Source organism: Kribbella sp. CA-253562 (assembly GCF_050942265.1).
Lineage (GTDB): Bacteria > Actinomycetota > Actinomycetes > Propionibacteriales > Kribbellaceae > Kribbella.
Window position 1 is genome coordinate 190,326 of sequence record NZ_CP192049.1, and the last position, 17,599, is coordinate 207,924.

Consider the following 17,599-nt stretch of genomic DNA (forward strand, 5'->3'; position numbering starts at 1 on the left):
TCCGCTCCCGGTCGGGATCGCCGGAGAGCAGGAGACCGCTGGAGTCGGGCAGCCAGGACACCGCGGACAGGGTGGTCTCGTCGTCGTACGCGGTGACCTCACTGACCTCACCGGTCGTGCTCTCGACCAGGAGGAGCTGGACTGAGTTGGCCGGACCACCCGCACGGCTCACCGCCACCCAACGGTCGTCCGGCGACGCGTCGACCGCGTAGACGTAGCCGCCGCCGTCGTACAGCGTGGTCTCCGCGCCGGTGGCGAGGTCCCGGGCGACCAGGTCGAAGTCGATCTCGTTGCGGCGGTTGGTGGTGAACAGGACGCGGCCGGGCCGCGCGGCGATCAGGTGATGGAAGTACGCCGGGTGGTGCACCAGAGGCTGCAGCTCACCGGATCCGGCCAGGTCCAGCAGCGACAGCTGTCCGCGCTCGTCGCCGCCGGTGTCGTGCTCCACGACCACCTGGCGACTGCCCGGCACGTACTTCGCGGCGACCACCCGCTCGTCGAGGTCGGTCAGGGTGCGCCACGCGCCGTCCGGTCCGACCTCGTGCAGCTGACGGACGCCGCTGCCGTCGTACCCGATCAGCAACCGCCCCTCACGGTCGATGTCGAAGGCAACGAGATACGGGAGGGCGAGCAGGGCGGGCAGCATGCTGCCGACCCTACCCACCCTCCCGTGTCAGCGATCCCCGTGCCAGGAGTGCCAGAGCGCCGCGTACGGGCCGTTCGCGTCGACCAGGTCGTCGTGACCGCCGAGCTCGACGATCCGGCCGTCCTCGACCACCGCGATCACGTCCGCGTCGTGCGCGGTGTGCAGCCGGTGCGCGATCGCGACAACGGTCCGGCCTTCCAGTACGCCGGCCAGCGAGCGCTCCAGGTTTCGCGCCGCGCGCGGGTCCATCAGCGAGGTGGCCTCGTCGAGCACCAGCGTGTGCGGGTCGGCCAGCACCAGACGCGCCAGCGCGACCTGCTGCGCCTGCGCCGGGGTCAGCGTCGTACCGCCTGAGCCCACCTCGGTGTCCAGACCGTGCTCGAAGCCCGCGACCCACGCGTGGGCGTCCACTGAGCGCAGCGCGTCCCACAGTTCGGCATCGGTCGCCTCCGGCCGGGCCAGCAGCAGGTTGTCCCGGACGGTGCCGACGAAGACGTGGTGCTCCTGGTTCACCAGTGCGACGTGGGTGCGGACCTGCTCGGCCGACATCTTGCCGAGCGCAGCACCGCCCAGTGTGACGTCGCCGGCTCGCGGCGAGTAGATGCCCGCCAGCAGCCGGCCCAGCGTCGACTTGCCCGCTCCGGACGGCCCGACCAGGGCGACCCGGGCACCGGGCTCGACGGTGAGCGTGACGCCGTGCAGCACGTCGCGACCCTCCAGGTAGCCGAAGCGGACCTCGTCGGCCATCACCGTCCGGCCGTCCGGCTCGTGCTCGGAGTTGGCGGCCGCTTCCTCGATCTCCCGGACGCCGACCAGCCGGGCCAGCGAGACCTGCGCGATCTGCAGTTCGTCGTACCAGCGGATCATCATGTTCACCGGGTCGACGAGCATCTGGATGTAGAGCGCGCCGGTGGTCAGCGCACCGACCGTGATCCAGCCCTCGATCGACAGGGCGCCACCGATCATCAGCACCGCGGCCAGCGCGACCGCGTGCGTCATGTTGATCACCGGGAACAGGATCATCCGCAGGTACAGCGTGTACCGCTCCCAGGCGACCCACTGCCCGATCCGGGTGTCCCCGAGGCGGATCCGGCGGCCGCCGAGCCGGTGCGTCTCCACCGTGCGGCCGGCATCCACGGTCTCAGCCAGCGCGGCCGCGACCCCGGCGTACCCGGCGGCTTCGGACCGGTACGCCGACGGCGCGCGCCGGAAGTACCAGCGGCCGCCGACGATCAGGATCGGCGCGGCGACCACCAGCGCGACCGCGAGCTCCGGCGCGGTCACCACCAGCGCACCGATCAGCAGCGCGGCCCAGACGACGGCGATCGTCAGCTGCGGGACGGCTTCGCGCATGGCGTTCGACAGCCGGTCGACGTCGGTGGTGATCCGGGACAGCAGGTCACCGGTCCCGGCCCGTTCCAGCACCCCCGGCGGCAGCGCCACCGAGCGGACCAGGAAGTCCTCGCGCAGATCGGCCAGCATCTCCTCGCCGAGCACCGCGCCGCGCAGCCGGGTGATCCGGACGAACACGGTCTGCACCGCCAGCGCGATCAGGAAGCCGAGGACGACGTACGGGAGGTCGACGTCCCGCTCGCCGGCCGACAGCTTCTCGACCACGGTGCCGAGCAGCCAGGGACCGACCATGCCGCTGAGGGCGGCCACCGCGTTGACGACGGTCAGCTGGACAAAGGCGCCGCGATGCCGGCGGAACAGGATCTTCAGGTAGGCCCTGACCGTCGCCGGACCGGCGACCGGGAGGCGAGCCGCCTCCTGCGGTGCGGCCGGGTCGTACTCGGGGCGCTTCACGCCGACTCCTCGAGGGTTGGCTCAGCTTCACGGGTGACGACCGCGCGGTAGTCGCGGTCGGTGTGGACCAGGTCGTGGTGGACGCCGACGGCCGCGACCCGGCCGTGCGGCACGAACACGACCCGGTCGGCGCGGTCCAGCATCAGCGGGCTGGAGGTGAACACCACGGTCGTGCGGCCGGCCCGCAGCGCGCGCAGGCCGTCCGCGATCCGCGCTTCGGTGTGCGCGTCGACCGCGCTGGTCGGCTCGTCCAGCACGAGCACGGCCGGGTCGACGTACAGGGACCGGGCCAGCGCGATGCGCTGCCGCTGGCCGCCGGACAGGGATCGTCCGCGCTCGGTCAGCACAGCCTGCATCGGGTCGCCCGAGCTGCCCGCGGGCAGCGACTGCCGCAGTACGTCGAGGATGTCGGCACACTGCGCCGCCTCCAGCGCCTGCTCGGCAGTGACCGCCCCGCTCGACGGTACGTCGAACAGCTCGGCCACCATGCCGGACAGCAGCACCGGGTCCTTGTCCTGCACCAGCACCGCCGTCCGCGCCGACTCCAGCGGCAGGTCGTCCAGCGCGATGCCGTCCAGCAGCGCCGACGGGTCGCCCGGCTCCGCCTCCGGGCTGTGACCACCCAGGCGGTCGGCCAGCCGGCCACCGGCGTCCGGATTGCCACAGACCACCGCGGTGAAGCTCCCGGCCGGGACCTCCAGTCCGGAGACCGGGTCGAACAGGTCGCCCTCGGGCACCTGCGCCTCGCCGGTGCCGCGGGTGACGTCCATCCGCTGCAGCGACAGCACGCGGGCGGCCCGCCGCGCGGACACCTTCGAGAAGATGAACGCGTTGGCCGTCTCCTCGAACGTGTGCAGCGGAACCATCATGAACGTGATGAACCCGTACGTCGTGACCAGCTCGCCGACCGAGATCCGGCCGGCCACCACCAGCCGCACCCCGAGCCAGACGACCACGACCAGGAACAGCCCGAACAGCAGCACCTGCAGCGCCGCGATCAGCGACCACATCCGGGCGCTGTGCACCGCGCTGGCCCGGTACTCCTGGGAGGCCGAGCGGTAGCGATCCAGAAACAGCTGCTCACCGCCGATGCCGCGCAGTACGCGCAGGCCGGCGACGGTGTCGGCGGCCAGCTCGGTGGCCCGGCCGCCCTTGGCCCGCTGGGCGTCGGCGCGGCGCTCGGCCGGACCCATCAGCGGAATGATCGAGAACGTCAGCACCGGTACGGCGATCGCGACCACCAGGCCGAGCTGCGGCTCGTAGAACAGCAGCCCGACGACAACCGCCAAGCAGGTCAGCAAGGCGGCGGCGAACCGGCCCAGCACCTCGACGAACCAGCCGATCTTCTCGACGTCGCCGCTGCTCACCGCGACCACCTCGCCGGCCGCGATCCGGCGGGTCAGCAGCGAGCCGAGCTCGGAGGCCTTCCGGTACAGCAGCTGCTGCAAGCGCGACGCCGTACAGATCCAGTTGCTCACCACCGCGCGGTGGAAGTAGGCGTCGGCACCGGCCTTGGCGGCACCGAAGACCAGCAGCAGGATCACGGCCAGCACGAGCTTGGTCCAGGACTTGTCGATCACGGCCTGCACGGCCAGGCCGACCGCGACCGGGGCAGCAGCGATGCCGCCGAAGAAGAGCAGCCCCCAGCCCACGGCGGCCAGTTGCCCGCGGAGCTGTTGGTGCTCGAGCCAGAGGATGAGTCGGAGGCCGGACCGGGTGTCGGGCACACCCGGATCGGCGAACGGAACAAGGCGCAACGACATGACGTCTCACAGGAGGCGTAGGAGGGGGGTGGGCACCTGACCAGGCGAACGGGCCAAGCCTAGGCGGCACCGCGACCGGCCCTCAAACCCTTTTCAAGAAGTTGATTAATGATTGCATCAGTGACCGATGAGATACTGAGCGGGTGGAGCAACTGACTCGGCGGCGGCGATTGCTCGTGCTGGGGATCTGTTGCCTGAGCCTGTTCATCGTCGGCCTGGACTCCACGATCGTGAACCTGGCGCTGCCCGCGATCCGGGCCGACCTGGACGCCTCGGTGTCCAAGCTGCAGTGGACCATCGACGCCTACACCCTGGTGCTGGCCAGCCTGCTGATGATCTCCGGCTCGACCGCGGACCGGGTCGGCCGGCGGCGGACGTTCCAGGTCGGGCTGGTGCTGTTCGGGCTCGGCTCGCTGCTGTGCGGCCTGGCCCCGACGGTCGACCTGCTGATCGTGTTCCGGATGCTGCAGGCGATCGGCGGCTCGATGCTCAATCCGGTGGCGATGTCGATCATCACCAACACGTTCACCGACCCGCGGGAGCGGGCGCAGGCGATTGGGGTCTGGGGCGGCGTGGTCGGGCTGAGCATGTCGGTCGGCCCGCTGGTCGGCGGAGCCCTGGTCGACTCGGCCGGCTGGCGGTACATCTTCTGGATCAACGTGCCGGTCGCGGTGCTCGCCGTCGTCCTGACCGCGCGGTTCGTGCCGGAGTCACGGGCCGCGGTCGCGCGGCGGATCGACCCGGTCGGGCAGGTGCTCGTCGTGCTGCTGCTGGTCGGTCTGACGTACGGGATCATCGAGGGCCGGGAGGCGGGCTGGACGTCGCCGCTGATCATCGGGTGCTTCGCGGTCGCCGTGCTGGCGCTGGCCGGGCTGGTCTTCTACGAGCGGCGACGAGACGAGCCGTTGCTGGAGCCGCGGTTCTTCCGCAGCGCGCCGTTCTCCGGGGCGACGCTGATCGCGGTCGCGGGCTTCGCCGCGCTGTCCGGGTTCCTGTTCCTCAACTCGCTCTACCTGCAGGAGGTCCGCGGGTTCACCGCGCTGCACGCCGGCCTGCTGACGCTGCCGATGGCGGCGATGACCGTGGTGTTCGCGCCGCTGTCCGGATGGCTGGTCGGCAACCGTGGACCGCGGCTCCCGCTGATCGTTGCCGGAAGCATGCTCTGCGCGAGCGGACTGGTGCTCGCCCAGCTCACCACCAGTACGCCGACCCTGCTGCTGCTCGGCGGCTACCTGGTCTTCGGCATCGGCTTCGGCATGCTGAACTCGCCGATCACCAACGCGGCCGTGTCCGGGATGCCCCGGTCGCAGGCGGGTGTCGCAGCGGCGATCGCCTCGACCAGCCGCCAGGTCGGCGCCTCGCTCGGCGTCGCGATCGTCGGCACCGTGCTGACCGCCCAGCTGACCGGCCCGCTCGAGACCGGCTTCGTCCCGGCCGCTCAGCTCGGCTGGTACATCATCGCCGGCTGCGGGGTGCTCGTCCTGGTCCTCGGCCTGATCACCACCGGCCGCTGGGCCCGGCGGACGGCGGAAGCCGTCGCGGAGGAGCTGGTCAGAGCTCGATGAGGCCCGCGCGGGCCAGGGCTTTGAGGCGACCGCGCAGGATCTTCTGCCGGCGCTCCTCCAACGGGAACAGGTCGACGTAGGCCTGCCCCTTCGCCGCGAGCAGGTCGTCGTCGAGCCGTCGTACCGTGCCGGCCGGGAAGCGGTGCGTCATCGCCGCCTGGACCGCCGCGCTGTCGATGCCCTGCAGCAGCTCGGTCAGCTGCTCCTCGGTGGTCACGCCGAGATCGGCCAGGATCCCGAGGATCCACGCGTAGTGATTGGTCTTGGCGTGCGGGGCGTCGGGATAGCGCCGGGTCAGGTACGTCGTCAGCGTGGCCGGGGTCAGGTCGCGCGGGGTCTCGTCGTCGCCCGCCGCCGCCAGCTCGCGGTACAGCCGGTCGATCTCGGTGAACTCGTTGTCGGCCAGCTCCATCAGCGCCGCCGCGAGCAGGAACCGCCGGTCGAACTCGGGCTTGCGGTCCGGCGGGATGTCCAGCTTGTACCGGATGTCGTGCTCGAACTCGGCCCACGCGTGCTGGACCGCGGTCCGGACCTGGATCTCCATCACCAGGTTGCGCAGTACGGCGTACTCGGGCAGCTCGCGGCGATGGGCGTTCAGCCGGACCAGGTAGTGCTTCGAGGCGTAACCGAACACGCCCTGCGCGCGGGTGTGCGCGCCCATGTCGGTGTGCTCGACGATCTCGAACTCGGCCTCGATCACCTCGCAGACCCGGTCCACCGCCTCGACCAGGAAGGTGATGATCCGGGCGGCGACCAGGTCGGTGATCTGGTTCAGCGGGTCGTCGTACTTGGGCCGGTCCGGGTCGTCGGGCCGCGGCTTGGACGCCTTCGACAGGAACGACTCCGGATCCTTGGCCCGGGCGGTCGCGCTGAGGTAGTTGATGCCCTCTTCCTCGCCGATCAGCTCGTTGATCAGCGCTTCCAGCTTGCGCGCGCCACCGACGTACTGCTGGTGCATCCGCTCGTACTGCGCCGCCGCCTGCTGGGCCCAGTCCCTGGCCTCGACCCCACCACCCATGCGCCGACCTTAGTGCCCGCGACGGCCCACCGGGTGGACCCGCTACCCGTCGATCACCGTGTCTAGGGCTGTCTAGTGAAATTCCTAGACAGCCTCAGAAAGCGGTCGACCGGGTCCCGGGCGGGATAAGTTCGGCCCATGACACCGGTACGACGTCCGGCCGGCGAGGCGATCTCGCGGGACTCGGCGCGCCGGATCGCGCTCACCGCGCAGGGCTTCGCCGAGCCGCGACCGGCCGGCCGAGTCGATGTTCGGCACCTCCGGCGGGTGATCGAGCGGATCGGCGTACTGCAGGTCGACTCGGTGAACGTGCTGTGCCGCTCGCACTACCTGCCGCTGTTCGCCCGGCTCGGACCGTATCCGCGGACGACGCTGGACCGGATGTGCTGGGGCGCGGACCGGGAGTTGTTCGAGTTCTTCTGGGGCACAAGGCGAGCTTGCTGCCGCTGAGCAGTTATCCGCTGTTGCGGTGGCGGATGCGGGTGGCCGAGCGGCAGGACTGGAACGCCGAGCTGGACCCGGAGCTGGCGGCGCCGTGGTCGGTCGTCGCGGGGATGCGCCGGCTGAGTGCCGAACGGCCCGGCTTCGTCGACGCCGTGCTCGCGCAGGTCACCGACCTCGGCCCGATCACGGCCGCCGAGGCGAGCCCCGACGGTGAACGCCGCAAGCGGACCGACCCGGACCCGGACCCGTCCACCGGCCGGATGTGGAACTGGCAGGACGCCAAGATCGCCGTCGAGTACCTGTTCTGCGCGGGCCGCCTGACGATCGCCGGCCGGCGCAACTTCGAGCGGCTGTACGACCTCACCGAGCGGGTCCTGCCGGCCGGCGTACTGAGCACGCCCGAGCCGGACGCCGACGAGGCCCGCCGCGACCTCCTCCGGATCTCGGCCCGCACACTCGGCGTCGCCACCGCGCAGGAACTCTGCGGCGCCACCCACGGCCACTTTCCCTTGCCCAAGGCAACAGCCCGGCAGCTGATCGACGGGCTGGTGGAGTCCGGTGACCTGATCCCCGTCCGGGTCGAGGGCATTCCGAGCCAGAGCTACCTGTGGCGCGAAGCCGACGACCGCCCGATCAAGGCCCGCGCCCTGCTGTCCCCCTTCGACACCCTGATCTGGAACCGCGACCGCACCCACCGCCTCTTCGACTTCTTCTACCGCATCAGCATCTACACCCCCCAACCCCAACGCATCCACGGCTACTACGTCCTCCCGTTCCTGCTCGGCGACCGCCTGGTCGCCCGAGTAGACCTCAAAGCCGACCGCCGAACCTCCACCCTCGTCGTCCCCACCATCACCCCCGAACCCCACGCCCCCGACCTCACCGAACCCTTGGCCGCAGAACTCCACCTGATGGCCCATTGGCTCGGCCTCGACCGAGTCCACGTCACCGCCGACAACAACCTCGCTCGAGCCGTCAACAACCCATGACCGGAACCAGAGCCTCTGCTAACCCGTCGATCTTGCTGTGTTGAGCGATGAGTGACGACGACCTGCACGGTCGCCAGTTGCTGCTTCTCCTGACCTTCTTCGTGTCGACAGCCGGCCTGCTGCTCCTGATCGCCTGGCTCAGCCGCCCGAACTGGCTGTGGGACGGCCCGTTGGCGGCGTTCGCGGCCGCGGGCATCGCCTGCTACCCGGCCCGCTTCCTGGCCGAACGGTTCGGCTGGTGGAAGCGGCTGGCCGAGCCCTCCGCGTGGACCAAGGCTCGCCGCGAGCGAGCGCGGCGAAGAGCCGAGGCCAGAGCGCGGGCCAATGGTGGGCGGCTGAAGCCGAGCCGTTGGGCGACCAGCCTCGCGGTGCTCCGGATCGCGTTTTTCGGTCTGCTTGCCTTGGGCGTGCTGGCGATCATGCCGGTTGCGATCTCGGCCGGTCGTCACGACGAGCAGATCGCCAAGGCCGGTCCGGCGGAACCGGCCACCGTGCTCTCGGTCCGGGAGGACAAATGGTCGAAGTCCGACGAGCCGATCGTCGAGGTCGCCAGTCCGCGCGACGGCACCGCCGTGGAGCTCTCCGGCGCCGACCAGCTCGACCCGCTGCCCGAGGTGGGTGACCGGATCCCGGTCGTCATGGACCCGGACGATCCCTCGAACATCCTGGCCGCCGACGCGGACTGGACGATGCACTGGTACGCGTACGTGCTGATCATCGTGCTTTGTCTGCTCGGGGCCGGATTGCTGCTGATGTTCGCCGCCGGATAGCGACACGCGCTCGGGTTCGCTAGCGAAATCTAAGGAAAACGCTAGACGCGCTCATAGAGTGAAAGCATGGATCCGATCCGGAATCCCTATGCGCCCGGCGCCGGTCAGCGGCCGCCTGAGCTGGCCGGACGCGACACCGAGGTGCGGCAGTTCGAGGTGGTGCTCGAACGGGTCGCGGCGGGGCGCCCGGAGCGGAGTCTGGTGCTGAGTGGACTCCGGGGCGTCGGCAAGACCGTGTTGCTCAACACGCTGCGCAGCCAGGCGATCAAACGTGCCTGGGGTACCGGGAAGATCGAGGCCCGGCCGGATCAGAGCATTCGGTTGCCGATCGCGCAGGCGATGCACACCGCGATGCGCGAGCTGGGGCATCGGCACCGCGACGACGAGCGGGTCGACCAGTTCAGCGCCGTCCTGAAGGCGTTCGCGCTGCGGACCGCGCAGAACGATCGCAAGGGAATCAAATGGCACCCGCCGGTCGACGTCGCCGCCGCCAAGGGCCGGGCCGACTCGGGCGACCTCGAGATGGACCTGATCGAGCTGTTCGCCGACGCGGCCGAGCTGGCCGGGGACCTGTCGGTCGGGGTCGGGCTGTTCATCGACGAGATGCAGGACATCTCCGCTGACGACCTGTCCGCGCTGTGCGCCGCGTGCCACGAGATCTCCCAGCAGAGCGCGCCGCTGGTCGTCGTCGGCGCCGGGCTGCCGCATCTGCCCGCCGTACTGTCGGCGAGCAAGTCGTACTCCGAGCGCCTGTTCCGCTACATCCGGGTCGACCGGCTCGCCCGCGAGGCCTGCGATCGCGCGCTGATGATCCCGGCGGAGAGCGAGGACGTGTACTTCGAGGAGGAGGCGCTCGACGAGCTGTACGCGCAGACCGACGGCTACCCGTACTTCGTCCAGGCCTTCGCGCACGCCACCTGGGACCACGCTCCCGCCAGCCCGATCACGGTCAAGGACGTCGCCGTCGCCGGCCCGGAGGCCTCCGCGGAACTCACCGTCGGCTTCTTCGGCTCCCGCTACGAACGCGCCACCCCCGCCGAACGCGAGTACATGCGCGCGATGGCCGAGCTCGGCGTCGGTGTCGCCGACGGCGCCGTGCCCACCGCCGAGGTCGCCGGCGCCCTCGGCCGCAAACCCCAGTCCCTGTCCCCGGCCCGCGACGGCCTGATCAAGAAGGGCCTCGTCTTCTCCGCCGAACGCGGCACCGTCGCCTTCACCGTCCCCCACTTCGGCAAGTTCCTCCGCACCCGCACCGCCTAGACCCGGTCCCGGGCCCACCACAGGAACGACGAGGCGTGCTGGGCCGTCTCGAACCCCTCGCCGGCCAGTTCGAGCAGCAGGTCGTTGCTCTCGACGATCAGCTCGCCGATGGTCGACGCCGTGGGGTCCGGCAGTTCGATCCGCCAGAGACGGTGGGCGATGCCTTGCTTGCCCAGCGGGCCGGCGTACTTGAGCAGCGTGAGGAAGCGGTCCGGGTACATCACGCACAGCACCTTGGTGAGCAGCGCCTCGCGGAAGCCGTTGATGCCGCGGCGTCCCCGGATCAGGTCGGTCAGCCGGTCTTCCAGTACGCCGGGACCCGACAGCAGGTAGTCGACGCTGTCGCGCACCGCGGCGGCGGCGGCCTCCGCGCCGAGCTCGTTCCACGCCTGGTTGAACACAGACATGTTCCCCGGGCTCCCACCGACCGGGGAGTTGGCGAAGTCCTTCAGGTCCTGCGGCTCGCCTCCACCGGCGAACACCTGCTGATACCTCTCCCAGTACGCCGTCACGCGCGGGTCGGGTTCCGGGCGGACGGAGGTCAGGAACTCGACCTTCAGCACCTCGGCCTGGGCGACGACGAGAGGATCAAGCAGGGTCACCCGGCCTCGGTACCCCGTCTTGACCTGAAGCTGACGTGAGGTGGACTTTCGGGAATTACCCGTGAGTCGCTAGGGTGAATCGACATGACCACCGGGCGGAACGACGAGCGGACAGGCACGCGTGTGTCCAGGTCCGCCCGCCGGCGCCGGGCGGGACGGCATTGCCGGAAGAAGTCGTACAAGGCGCAGTGGTTCTCGGTGACCGCACTGGCCGTGCTCGGGACCGTCATGGTCGTGCACCCGGACGCCGGCCGGCAGAACCTCGCCGCCCAGTTCGGTGAGCAGACCGCCGTCGCCCAGCCCCCGGTGCTCCCGGTCGTCACCCCGAGCCAGCTGCCCTCGGCCTCGCCGACGCTGACCAAGCCGCAGCGGCCGGCGCCGACCCTGACCCGCCAGCCCAAGGGCGCGAAGCCGAACGTGACGGTCTCGACCGGCAAGCTCAGCATCATCCCCGGCTCGGCCAAGGCCACCCGGAACGTCGGCAAGCTGACGTACCGGATCGAGATCGAGCAAGGCCTGTCGCTGAACCCCGCCGCGGTCGCCACGGTGGTGCACCAGACGCTGACCGATCCGCGCGGCTGGCAAGCGGTGCACCCGGTCAGCTTCGAGCGGACCGACCAGGCCGACGTCGACCTGCGCATCATCGTCGCGACGCCGACCCTGACCGACAACCTGTGCCTGCCGCTGGAGACCGGCGGCGAGGTCTCCTGCCGGGTCGAGGACCGCGTGGTGCTGAACGCGAAGCGCTGGATGTACGCCGTGCCGGAGTACAAGGGCAACGTCGCGCTCTACCGCAACTACCTGGTCAACCACGAGGTCGGGCACGCGCTCGGCCACGGTCACTCCGGCTGCGACCAGCCGAACACCCCCGCCCCGGTGATGATGCAGCAGACCAAGGGCCTCGGCGGCTGCCTGCCGAACGCCTGGCCGACGACGAAAGCCACCTGAATCCCCGCTCAGGTGGGCCCGCTCGTGAGAGTCTGACGAGAAGACCGAGCCGAGGGAGCCACGATGTCGTCACCCCAGTTCCCCACCTACGGCCGCGGCGACGACCCGGACGAGCCGGACCGCAGCCAGTACTACGCGAAGCCGGTCCCGTACGGCCACGACAGCTACCCGCAGCCCTCCGACGGCACTGACCAGCAGTCACCGGGCTACGGCTACGGCCAGCCGCCGAGCGACACCGAGTACGGCTACACCCAGCCGCCCAACTACCGCCCCGGCCACCCGTACGGCGCGCCCGCCAGCCCGCAGTCCCACCAGCTCCCCAGCTACGGACCGGAACCCCGCCGCGACCCCCGAGTCGCCCGCGTCGTCCTGCTGGCCGCGGTGATCGCCGCCGTTTACGGTCTGCTCGTCGTCTCGGTCCAGCGGGTCTCCTTGCGCGAGATCTCGCAGGCCCCCGGCTCCCCGCTCAACCATCCGCTGCGCACCGATGTCCTGGACACGATCGGCCAGCTCCTGATCCTCGTAGTCGGGGTCGCCGCGCTGGCGATGTGGCTGCGCGACGTCCAGGTACGCCGGAAGGCGCGCCGCGAACTCACCCCGATGGAGCTCGCCGGCCTCGGGCTGGTGGCGCTGTCGCTGATCCCGATCCTGATCTGGCTCGGCCTGGTGGTCAGCACCGGTATGGGCTCGATCGACGAGACGCTGCACCGCCTGCCGACGGCGTACGGATGGGGCGGGTTCGGGCTGCTCCTGCTCGCGCTCGGTTTCGCGCTGGGGTACCGCGAGCTGAGGCCGGACGTGCCCAACCCGGTCGTGCAACCCGCTCCCGAAAGGCCGCCGTGGGAATGAGTACGCCGGTAGCGCTCGTCCCCGGCCTGGGACTCGGGCCCGAGTCGTACGACCCGACCCGGCAACACCTGGAGATCCCCTCCGAGGTCGTCACGCTGCCGGGGTACGGCGAACCGGTCACCCCGGGCGACGACCTGCACGTGGAGGCCCTCGCCGACCGGCTCGCCACGCACCTGAAGGAACCCTCGGTGCTCGTCGGCCACTCGGCGAGCTGCCACGTCGTGGTCGAGGCCGCCGTCGCCCATCCCGGTCTCGTTTCCGGTCTCGTCCTGCTCGGCCCGACCGGCGACGTCGAGGCCTCCGGCTGGCCGACGCTCGCCGGCCGCTGGGTCCGTTCGGCCGTCTGGGAGCGCCCGTACCTGATCCCGACCCTGACCAAGCAGTACTTCCGGACGACGTTCCGCGCGATGGCCCGCGCCGAGCAGGTCGCCCGTCACTACGACCTCGCGGCCGCGCTGCCCCGCGTCGGCGTACCGACGGTGGTGCTGCGCTGCCCGCACGACCACCTCTGCCCGCCGCAGTGGGCCCAGCGGGTCGCCGACCTGGCCGGCGGCGAGGCCTGGACGCTGCCGACCGGCTCGCACATGCCGGTGCTGACCAACGGCCGGGAGTTGGCCGCGTTCATCCACCGAGCAGCCGGTGTATACAAAGCTGGATGACGCGATATCGTTGACGCGATAACGACATACCTCCGCGGGAGCTCGCACCGGATTGCGGGCTGAGAGGGCGACAAGCATCAGCCGGGTCGCCGACCGCCTGAACCTGACCGGGTAATGCCGGCGTAGGGAGCAGGTCAGATGACCACGACTGCTGTCCGCAAGCCCAGTACGACGACCGAGGCGCCGCTCGTCCTCACCACCGATGCGCCAAGGACGCTGGGCTTCTTCGACCAGTTCACGCTGTGGGGCAATCTCGGCATCTCGCTGTTCGGCCCGGTGACCGGCGCGCTCGTCGCGGCGTACACCGGTTCGCTGTGGCAGGGTCTGCTCGCGGTCGTCGTCGGCTGCGGGATCGGGGCGCTGGTGCTCGGCGGCGCCGCCGTCTTCGGCTCGCAGACCGGCGCGCCCGCGATGGCCTGCCTGCGCGGGCTGTTCGGCCGGCGCGGCTCGACGGCGCCGACCGTGCTGAACATCGCCCAGAACATCGGCTGGGCGACGATGGAGATCATCGTGATCTCCCAGGCCGCGGTCGCGGTGACCAGCGAGCGCTGGCGCTGGCTGTTCGTGATCCTGGCCGGCGTGATCGCCACCGCGATGGCGGTTCGCCCGCTGGGCAGCGTGAAGCTGCTGCGCAAGTTCATGGTCTGGTTGGTGCTGCTGGCATCGATCTACCTGTTCGTCCAGGTGCTCAGCAAGCCGGTGCACGACCTGCCGCAGGACAGCGTGTTCGGCTTCTGGCCGGGCGTCGACCTCGCCGCGGCCGGAGTCGTCTCCTTCGCGCCGCTGGCCGCCGACTACACCCGGCACTCGCGCACGAACAAGGCCGCCTTCGCCGGTTCGTCGCTCGGCTACGGTCTGGCCGCGATCCTGTACTACGGTCTCGGCGTACTGGCCGTCGCGACTCTGCAGACCAACAGCACCGACGTGATCACGGCCCTGGTCACCCTGCCGGCCGGTGCGATCGCGTTGTTCGTACTGCTGGTCGACGAGGTGGACGAGGCCTACGCGAACGTCTACTCGACCACGATGGCCGCGCACAACCTGGTCGGGCACCTGGACCGGCGCTGGCTGTCGGTCGGGATCGGCGTGCTCGCCACCGGGCTCGCGCTGTTCGTTGACCTGGGCAACTACACCCAGTTCCTGTACCTGATCGGCTCGGTCTTCATCCCGTTGTTCGCGGTCGCGATCGCGGACTTCTTCGTGGTCAGCCGGATGCGCTGGGACGTCAGCGACACCGCGCCGTTCCGCTGGCAGCCGGCGGTCGCGTGGGTCTTCGGGTTCGTCGCCTACCAGCTGGTGAACCCGGGCACGGTCAGCGGCTGGTCGCCGTTCTGGCTGGACGTGCAGGCGAAGGTGTTCGGCGGCGAGCCGGTGCCGACCTGGCTCGGCGCGACGTACACGTCGATCATCGTCTCGATGGTCGCCGCGATCGCTTTCGGTGCGATCGGACGCTCGAGGAGACAGTGACCGGAGAAATCGCAATACTTACGCAATGCTGAACTCCGCACTGCGCAGCCGGGCCGAGTACGCCGAACTCGGCGCCGAGGGTCTGGCCGCGCGTACCACGCCCGAGCGGGACGCAGCCGTCGTGAAAGCCGTCGAGGAACTGCTCGAGGGACGGGAGTCGGTGCTCGACCTGTGTTGCGGCTACGGCCGGATCGCGATTCCGTTGCGCAAGGCCGGCAAGGTCGTCCGCGCGCTCGACATCTCCCCGAACCTGGTCGAAGCCGGCCGGGCGAAGGCCGCCGAGGAAGAGCTCCAGGTCGACTGGGCGATCGGTTCGATGACCGACCTGCCGTACCGCTCGGACTCCTTCGACGCGGTGATCTGCCTGTGGACGGCGTTCCACGAACTGTTCGGTGAGGACGAGCAGCTGTCGGCGATCTGGGAGATCTCCCGCGTGCTCAAGCCCGGCGGCCTGGCGATCATCGAGGGCCCGGTGTGGGGACCGGCGACCGCGTCGGAGATCGCGAACGGTCTGCGCCAGGGCCCCGAGCACCGGATCGTCACCACCGAGCACTTCGGCTCCAGCAGCATTCACTTCATTCACGACGAGGCGAGCTACGGCCGGCTCTGCGCGGCCGCCGGGATCAAGGACTACCAGGTCTACAAACGCGAGTGGGGCGGCCGGCGCCGGCTGATCCTGGAAATCCACCAACCACACAACTGACGCGTCAGGTAATGAAAGAAGCAGGTCCCCACTCCACAATGGGGACCTGCTTCTTTCTGGTCCGAGTGTAAATGTTTCCCGTTGACCGATGGAAAACTCAGCTTTTCGATTCGAGATTCAAAAGGAAACGCTTTGCGTCCAATCCGCCGGCGTACCCGGTGAGCGCGCCGCTCGCGCCGATCACCCGGTGGCACGGAAGCACGACACACAACGGGTTCGCGCCGAGCGCCGTACCGACGGCCCGGGCCGCCTTGGGTCGCTCGATCTCGCCCGCGAGTTCGCCATATGTCGTCGTCCGGCCGTAGCTGGTGAGGCGCGGCAGGTCGGCCAGCACGAGCCGCTGGAAATCCGTCGCCAGGGTCAGGTCGACGGTCAGATCGAAACTTTTTCGGCGGCCGGCGAGAAATTCGTCCAGCTGCCGCCGGACGTCGTCCAACGGCGCGGACTGACGCAGGACCCGCGGCGAAATCGCGTGCGCCAGCCGGTGTGTCATCGTCTCCTCGTCGCCGAACGAGCTGGCGACGACCTTGCCGGCGGCGGTGGCCAGCAGCATCCGGCCGATCGGGGTGTCGTGCAGGGTGTAGGACACGTCGGCTTCCGGCAGGACCGGCGGACGGGCGGGCGGTCCGTCGAGTCCGCTCAGGCGGCGTTCGAGATCAGTCATCATCAACTCCGAGGGTGGCGCGCAAGGTGGCCAGGGCGTCGCTGACCAGGCGACGCGACGCGGCCGGGGTGGTGTCGAGGGCGGCGGCCACCCCGTGGTGGTCGAGGTCGCCGACGTACTTCAGCGTGACGGCTAACCGCTGCCGCTCGGGCAGCGCGCTCACCGCCTTCCAGAGTTCTGGATCGGGCCACTCCGTTGCGTCGGGTCCGTCGACCGTGATCGGAGGTGCCTCGTCCAGCGGGCGCTGCGGTTTGCGGGCGCGGTGCAGATCGGTCGCGCAGCGGGCCGTGATCGTCAGCAGCCAGCTGCGCAGATTGCGCGCCGAGGTGAGCTTCGGGTACGCCGCGAACGCCTTCTCCCAGGCGCGCTGGGCGACGTCGTCGCCGTCGACCGGGCCTGCCAGCGCGCGGGCCAGCCGGACCACGTCGCGCCAGTGCTCGTCGACGAGCAGCTGGAACGGCGGCAGGCCGGACTTCTTCGCAGGCATCACGTCAGTAGAACGCACGCCGGCCCGGACGTGTGAGCCGGCTCGCTCCTGGACGGCTGTCCCGGATGGCGAGATTGTCTAGTTTTCCAGTCGACTTTGATGAGACAGTAGCTGACATGACGACGACCGGGCAGCGCCACCAGAGCCGCGCAGGGGCCATCCCCTTCGCGCTGCCGGTGCTGACCACCCGTCTGCTCACCCGCCGCCGCGTCATCGACCAGATGCGCACGGCCAGCGCGACCTGTCGCTGACAGCCGCTGTTCCGGCCCGCCGTTCCGGGCCGCCGCCGAGCGGACCGCGACCGAGTTCACCGGTCCGCTGAACCACCACCCCCACCGGCCGCGGTAGTCGCAGAGGTCCGCTGCCGGGTTCATCCCTGCCCCGAGGGAGTGCCGCCATGTCCGTTCATGCGTTCAACCCTGCCCACCAGACCCGAGCCGGGCTCACCGTCGTGCCCGACCACCTCGACGAGCGGGCCGTCGACGCCGACGTGTTCCGCAGTGTGTTCCGCCGGCACGCCGCCGGCGTCGTCGTGATCACCGCGGACGCGGGTCACGGCCCGGCCGGCTTCACCGCGACCTCGCTGGTCTCGGTCAGCTCGCTGCCGCCGCTGGTCTCGTTCTCGATCGCCACCACGGCGTCCGCCTGGCCGACGATCCAGTCCACGCAGAGCGTGGTGATCAACTTCCTGGACGCCGGGCAGCGCGACCTGGCCGGCCGGTTCGCGACCAGTGGCATCGACCGGTTCGCCGAGCCGACCCGCTGGTCGCGGCTGCGGAGCGGCGAGCCCGTGCTGGACGACGCCCCGAGCTACCTGCGCGCGCTGGTCGAGCACCGGTTCGCCGTCGGCAGCAACCACATCGTCGTCGCCCGACTGGCCGTGCACGCCGAGCGGCGCGAGCACGATCCGTTGCTCTACCACGACGGCCAGTACGTCACCACCGCCTGAATCCCTGCCC

At 70.3% G+C, this 17,599-nt stretch carries 18 protein-coding genes and 1 riboswitch; of the genes, 12 read left to right on the plus strand and 6 right to left on the minus strand.

All coding sequences use genetic code 11. From position 1 onward, the window contains the following. Positions 1 to 673: 673 nt before the first annotated feature. Together ACQPXM_RS00930 and ACQPXM_RS00935 are read right to left on the minus strand one after the other, a co-directional pair. Positions 674 to 2,452, minus strand: a complete 1,779-nt coding sequence (locus ACQPXM_RS00930; RefSeq protein WP_432943718.1) for an ABC transporter ATP-binding protein — start codon at positions 2,450 to 2,452, stop codon at positions 674 to 676. Next, positions 2,449 to 4,215, minus strand: a complete 1,767-nt coding sequence (locus tag ACQPXM_RS00935) for an ABC transporter transmembrane domain-containing protein (RefSeq protein ID WP_432943720.1) — start codon at positions 4,213 to 4,215, stop codon at positions 2,449 to 2,451. The genes ACQPXM_RS00930 and ACQPXM_RS00935 overlap by 4 nt, the downstream gene beginning before the upstream one ends. 143 nt (positions 4,216 to 4,358) lie before the next feature. Here ACQPXM_RS00935 and ACQPXM_RS00940 point away from each other — a divergent pair, with 143 nt between their 5' ends. Beyond that, positions 4,359 to 5,780: an MFS transporter gene (locus ACQPXM_RS00940; protein ID WP_432943722.1), complete on the plus strand. Its 1,422-nt coding sequence runs from the start codon at positions 4,359 to 4,361 to the stop codon at positions 5,778 to 5,780. On the opposite strand, the gene ACQPXM_RS00945 is transcribed toward ACQPXM_RS00940, so the two are convergent. After that, a complete protein-coding gene (locus ACQPXM_RS00945; protein WP_432943724.1) occupies positions 5,767 to 6,798 on the minus strand; it encodes a GTP pyrophosphokinase in 1,032 nt (343 codons plus the stop codon). The two genes, ACQPXM_RS00940 and ACQPXM_RS00945, sit on opposite strands and share 14 nt — an antisense overlap. A gap of 138 nt (positions 6,799 to 6,936) precedes the next feature. On the opposite strand from ACQPXM_RS00945, the gene ACQPXM_RS00950 reads away from it, so the two are divergent. The 4 genes from ACQPXM_RS00950 to ACQPXM_RS00965 all read left to right on the plus strand — a co-directional run bounded on the left by ACQPXM_RS00950 (position 6,937) and on the right by ACQPXM_RS00965 (position 10,261). Then, positions 6,937 to 7,248 (plus strand): DNA glycosylase AlkZ-like family protein, encoded by a 312-nt coding sequence (locus tag ACQPXM_RS00950; protein WP_432943726.1) that lies wholly within the window; start codon positions 6,937 to 6,939, stop codon positions 7,246 to 7,248. Then, entirely contained in the window at positions 7,236 to 8,231 is a 996-nt protein-coding gene (locus ACQPXM_RS00955) for a winged helix-turn-helix domain-containing protein (RefSeq protein WP_432943728.1), read from the plus strand. The genes ACQPXM_RS00950 and ACQPXM_RS00955 overlap by 13 nt, the downstream gene beginning before the upstream one ends. Positions 8,232 to 8,278: 47 nt before the next feature. Then, positions 8,279 to 9,001 (plus strand): hypothetical protein, encoded by a 723-nt coding sequence (locus ACQPXM_RS00960; RefSeq protein WP_432943730.1) that lies wholly within the window; start codon positions 8,279 to 8,281, stop codon positions 8,999 to 9,001. 66 nt (positions 9,002 to 9,067) lie between these two features. Further along, complete coding sequence (locus tag ACQPXM_RS00965) at positions 9,068 to 10,261, plus strand: ATP-binding protein (RefSeq protein ID WP_432943732.1); 1,194 nt, start codon at positions 9,068 to 9,070, stop codon at positions 10,259 to 10,261. Here the strand turns inward: ACQPXM_RS00965 and ACQPXM_RS00970 are convergent. Further along, on the minus strand, positions 10,258 to 10,863 hold the full coding sequence (locus tag ACQPXM_RS00970) for a hypothetical protein (protein WP_432943734.1): 606 nt from the start codon (positions 10,861 to 10,863) through the stop codon (positions 10,258 to 10,260). The two genes, ACQPXM_RS00965 and ACQPXM_RS00970, sit on opposite strands and share 4 nt — an antisense overlap. 84 nt (positions 10,864 to 10,947) lie before the next feature. Between ACQPXM_RS00970 and ACQPXM_RS00975 the strand changes: the two genes are divergently transcribed. The 5 genes from ACQPXM_RS00975 (at position 10,948) to ACQPXM_RS00995 (ending at position 15,489) form a co-directional block, all read left to right on the plus strand. After that, positions 10,948 to 11,811 carry a DUF3152 domain-containing protein gene (locus tag ACQPXM_RS00975; RefSeq protein WP_432943736.1) on the plus strand — a complete coding sequence of 288 codons (864 nt, stop codon included), beginning with the start codon at positions 10,948 to 10,950 and terminating at the stop codon, positions 11,809 to 11,811. A 63-nt stretch (positions 11,812 to 11,874) separates the two neighbouring features. Beyond that, positions 11,875 to 12,660, plus strand: a complete 786-nt coding sequence (locus tag ACQPXM_RS00980; protein ID WP_432943738.1) for a hypothetical protein — start codon at positions 11,875 to 11,877, stop codon at positions 12,658 to 12,660. After that, positions 12,657 to 13,319, plus strand: a complete 663-nt coding sequence (locus ACQPXM_RS00985) for an alpha/beta fold hydrolase (RefSeq protein WP_432943740.1) — start codon at positions 12,657 to 12,659, stop codon at positions 13,317 to 13,319. The genes ACQPXM_RS00980 and ACQPXM_RS00985 overlap by 4 nt, the downstream gene beginning before the upstream one ends. 24 nt (positions 13,320 to 13,343) lie before the next feature. Then, positions 13,344 to 13,465, plus strand: a riboswitch (TPP riboswitch). Continuing rightward, the gene (locus ACQPXM_RS00990; protein ID WP_432943742.1) at positions 13,458 to 14,786 is read left to right on the plus strand and encodes a purine-cytosine permease family protein; all 1,329 of its coding nucleotides are present in this window, start codon (positions 13,458 to 13,460) and stop codon (positions 14,784 to 14,786) included. Its footprint overlaps the riboswitch before it by 8 nt. A 25-nt stretch (positions 14,787 to 14,811) precedes the next feature. After that, positions 14,812 to 15,489 (plus strand): class I SAM-dependent methyltransferase, encoded by a 678-nt coding sequence (locus ACQPXM_RS00995; protein ID WP_432943744.1) that lies wholly within the window; start codon positions 14,812 to 14,814, stop codon positions 15,487 to 15,489. Positions 15,490 to 15,586: 97 nt separating this feature from the next. Here the strand turns inward: ACQPXM_RS00995 and ACQPXM_RS01000 are convergent, their stop codons facing one another. After that, positions 15,587 to 16,078, minus strand: a complete 492-nt coding sequence (locus tag ACQPXM_RS01000) for a methylated-DNA--[protein]-cysteine S-methyltransferase (protein ID WP_432943746.1) — start codon at positions 16,076 to 16,078, stop codon at positions 15,587 to 15,589. 67 nt (positions 16,079 to 16,145) lie between these two features. Then, complete coding sequence (locus ACQPXM_RS01005; RefSeq protein WP_432943748.1) at positions 16,146 to 16,640, minus strand: RNA polymerase sigma factor; 495 nt, start codon at positions 16,638 to 16,640, stop codon at positions 16,146 to 16,148. A 116-nt stretch (positions 16,641 to 16,756) separates the two neighbouring features. On the opposite strand from ACQPXM_RS01005, the gene ACQPXM_RS01010 reads away from it, so the two are divergent. Together ACQPXM_RS01010 and ACQPXM_RS01015 are read left to right on the plus strand one after the other, a co-directional pair. Continuing rightward, on the plus strand, positions 16,757 to 16,891 hold the full coding sequence (locus ACQPXM_RS01010; protein WP_432943750.1) for a hypothetical protein: 135 nt from the start codon (positions 16,757 to 16,759) through the stop codon (positions 16,889 to 16,891). Positions 16,892 to 17,037: 146 nt separating this feature from the next. Further along, positions 17,038 to 17,589: a flavin reductase family protein gene (locus ACQPXM_RS01015; protein ID WP_432943752.1), complete on the plus strand. Its 552-nt coding sequence runs from the start codon at positions 17,038 to 17,040 to the stop codon at positions 17,587 to 17,589. Positions 17,590 to 17,599: the final 10 nt, after the last annotated feature.

What these genes read in the sequence shown, in the direction of transcription:
- ACQPXM_RS00935 (WP_432943720.1), bottom strand. Translation starts at nt 4,215, where the DNA reads ATGTCGTTGCGCCTTGTTCCGTTCGCCGATCCGGGTGTGCCCGACACC.
- ACQPXM_RS00945 (WP_432943724.1), bottom strand. Translation starts at nt 6,798, where the DNA reads ATGGGTGGTGGGGTCGAGGCCAGGGACTGGGCCCAGCAGGCGGCGGCG.
- ACQPXM_RS00950 (WP_432943726.1), top strand. Translation starts at nt 6,937, where the DNA reads ATGACACCGGTACGACGTCCGGCCGGCGAGGCGATCTCGCGGGACTCG.
- ACQPXM_RS00960 (WP_432943730.1), top strand. Translation starts at nt 8,279, where the DNA reads ATGAGTGACGACGACCTGCACGGTCGCCAGTTGCTGCTTCTCCTGACC.
- ACQPXM_RS00965 (WP_432943732.1), top strand. Translation starts at nt 9,068, where the DNA reads ATGGATCCGATCCGGAATCCCTATGCGCCCGGCGCCGGTCAGCGGCCG.
- ACQPXM_RS00975 (WP_432943736.1), top strand. Translation starts at nt 10,948, where the DNA reads ATGACCACCGGGCGGAACGACGAGCGGACAGGCACGCGTGTGTCCAGG.
- ACQPXM_RS00980 (WP_432943738.1), top strand. Translation starts at nt 11,875, where the DNA reads ATGTCGTCACCCCAGTTCCCCACCTACGGCCGCGGCGACGACCCGGAC.
- ACQPXM_RS00985 (WP_432943740.1), top strand. Translation starts at nt 12,657, where the DNA reads ATGAGTACGCCGGTAGCGCTCGTCCCCGGCCTGGGACTCGGGCCCGAG.
- ACQPXM_RS00990 (WP_432943742.1), top strand. Translation starts at nt 13,458, where the DNA reads ATGACCACGACTGCTGTCCGCAAGCCCAGTACGACGACCGAGGCGCCG.
- ACQPXM_RS00995 (WP_432943744.1), top strand. Translation starts at nt 14,812, where the DNA reads ATGCTGAACTCCGCACTGCGCAGCCGGGCCGAGTACGCCGAACTCGGC.
- ACQPXM_RS01005 (WP_432943748.1), bottom strand. Translation starts at nt 16,640, where the DNA reads ATGCCTGCGAAGAAGTCCGGCCTGCCGCCGTTCCAGCTGCTCGTCGAC.
- ACQPXM_RS01010 (WP_432943750.1), top strand. Translation starts at nt 16,757, where the DNA reads ATGACGACGACCGGGCAGCGCCACCAGAGCCGCGCAGGGGCCATCCCC.
- ACQPXM_RS01015 (WP_432943752.1), top strand. Translation starts at nt 17,038, where the DNA reads ATGTCCGTTCATGCGTTCAACCCTGCCCACCAGACCCGAGCCGGGCTC.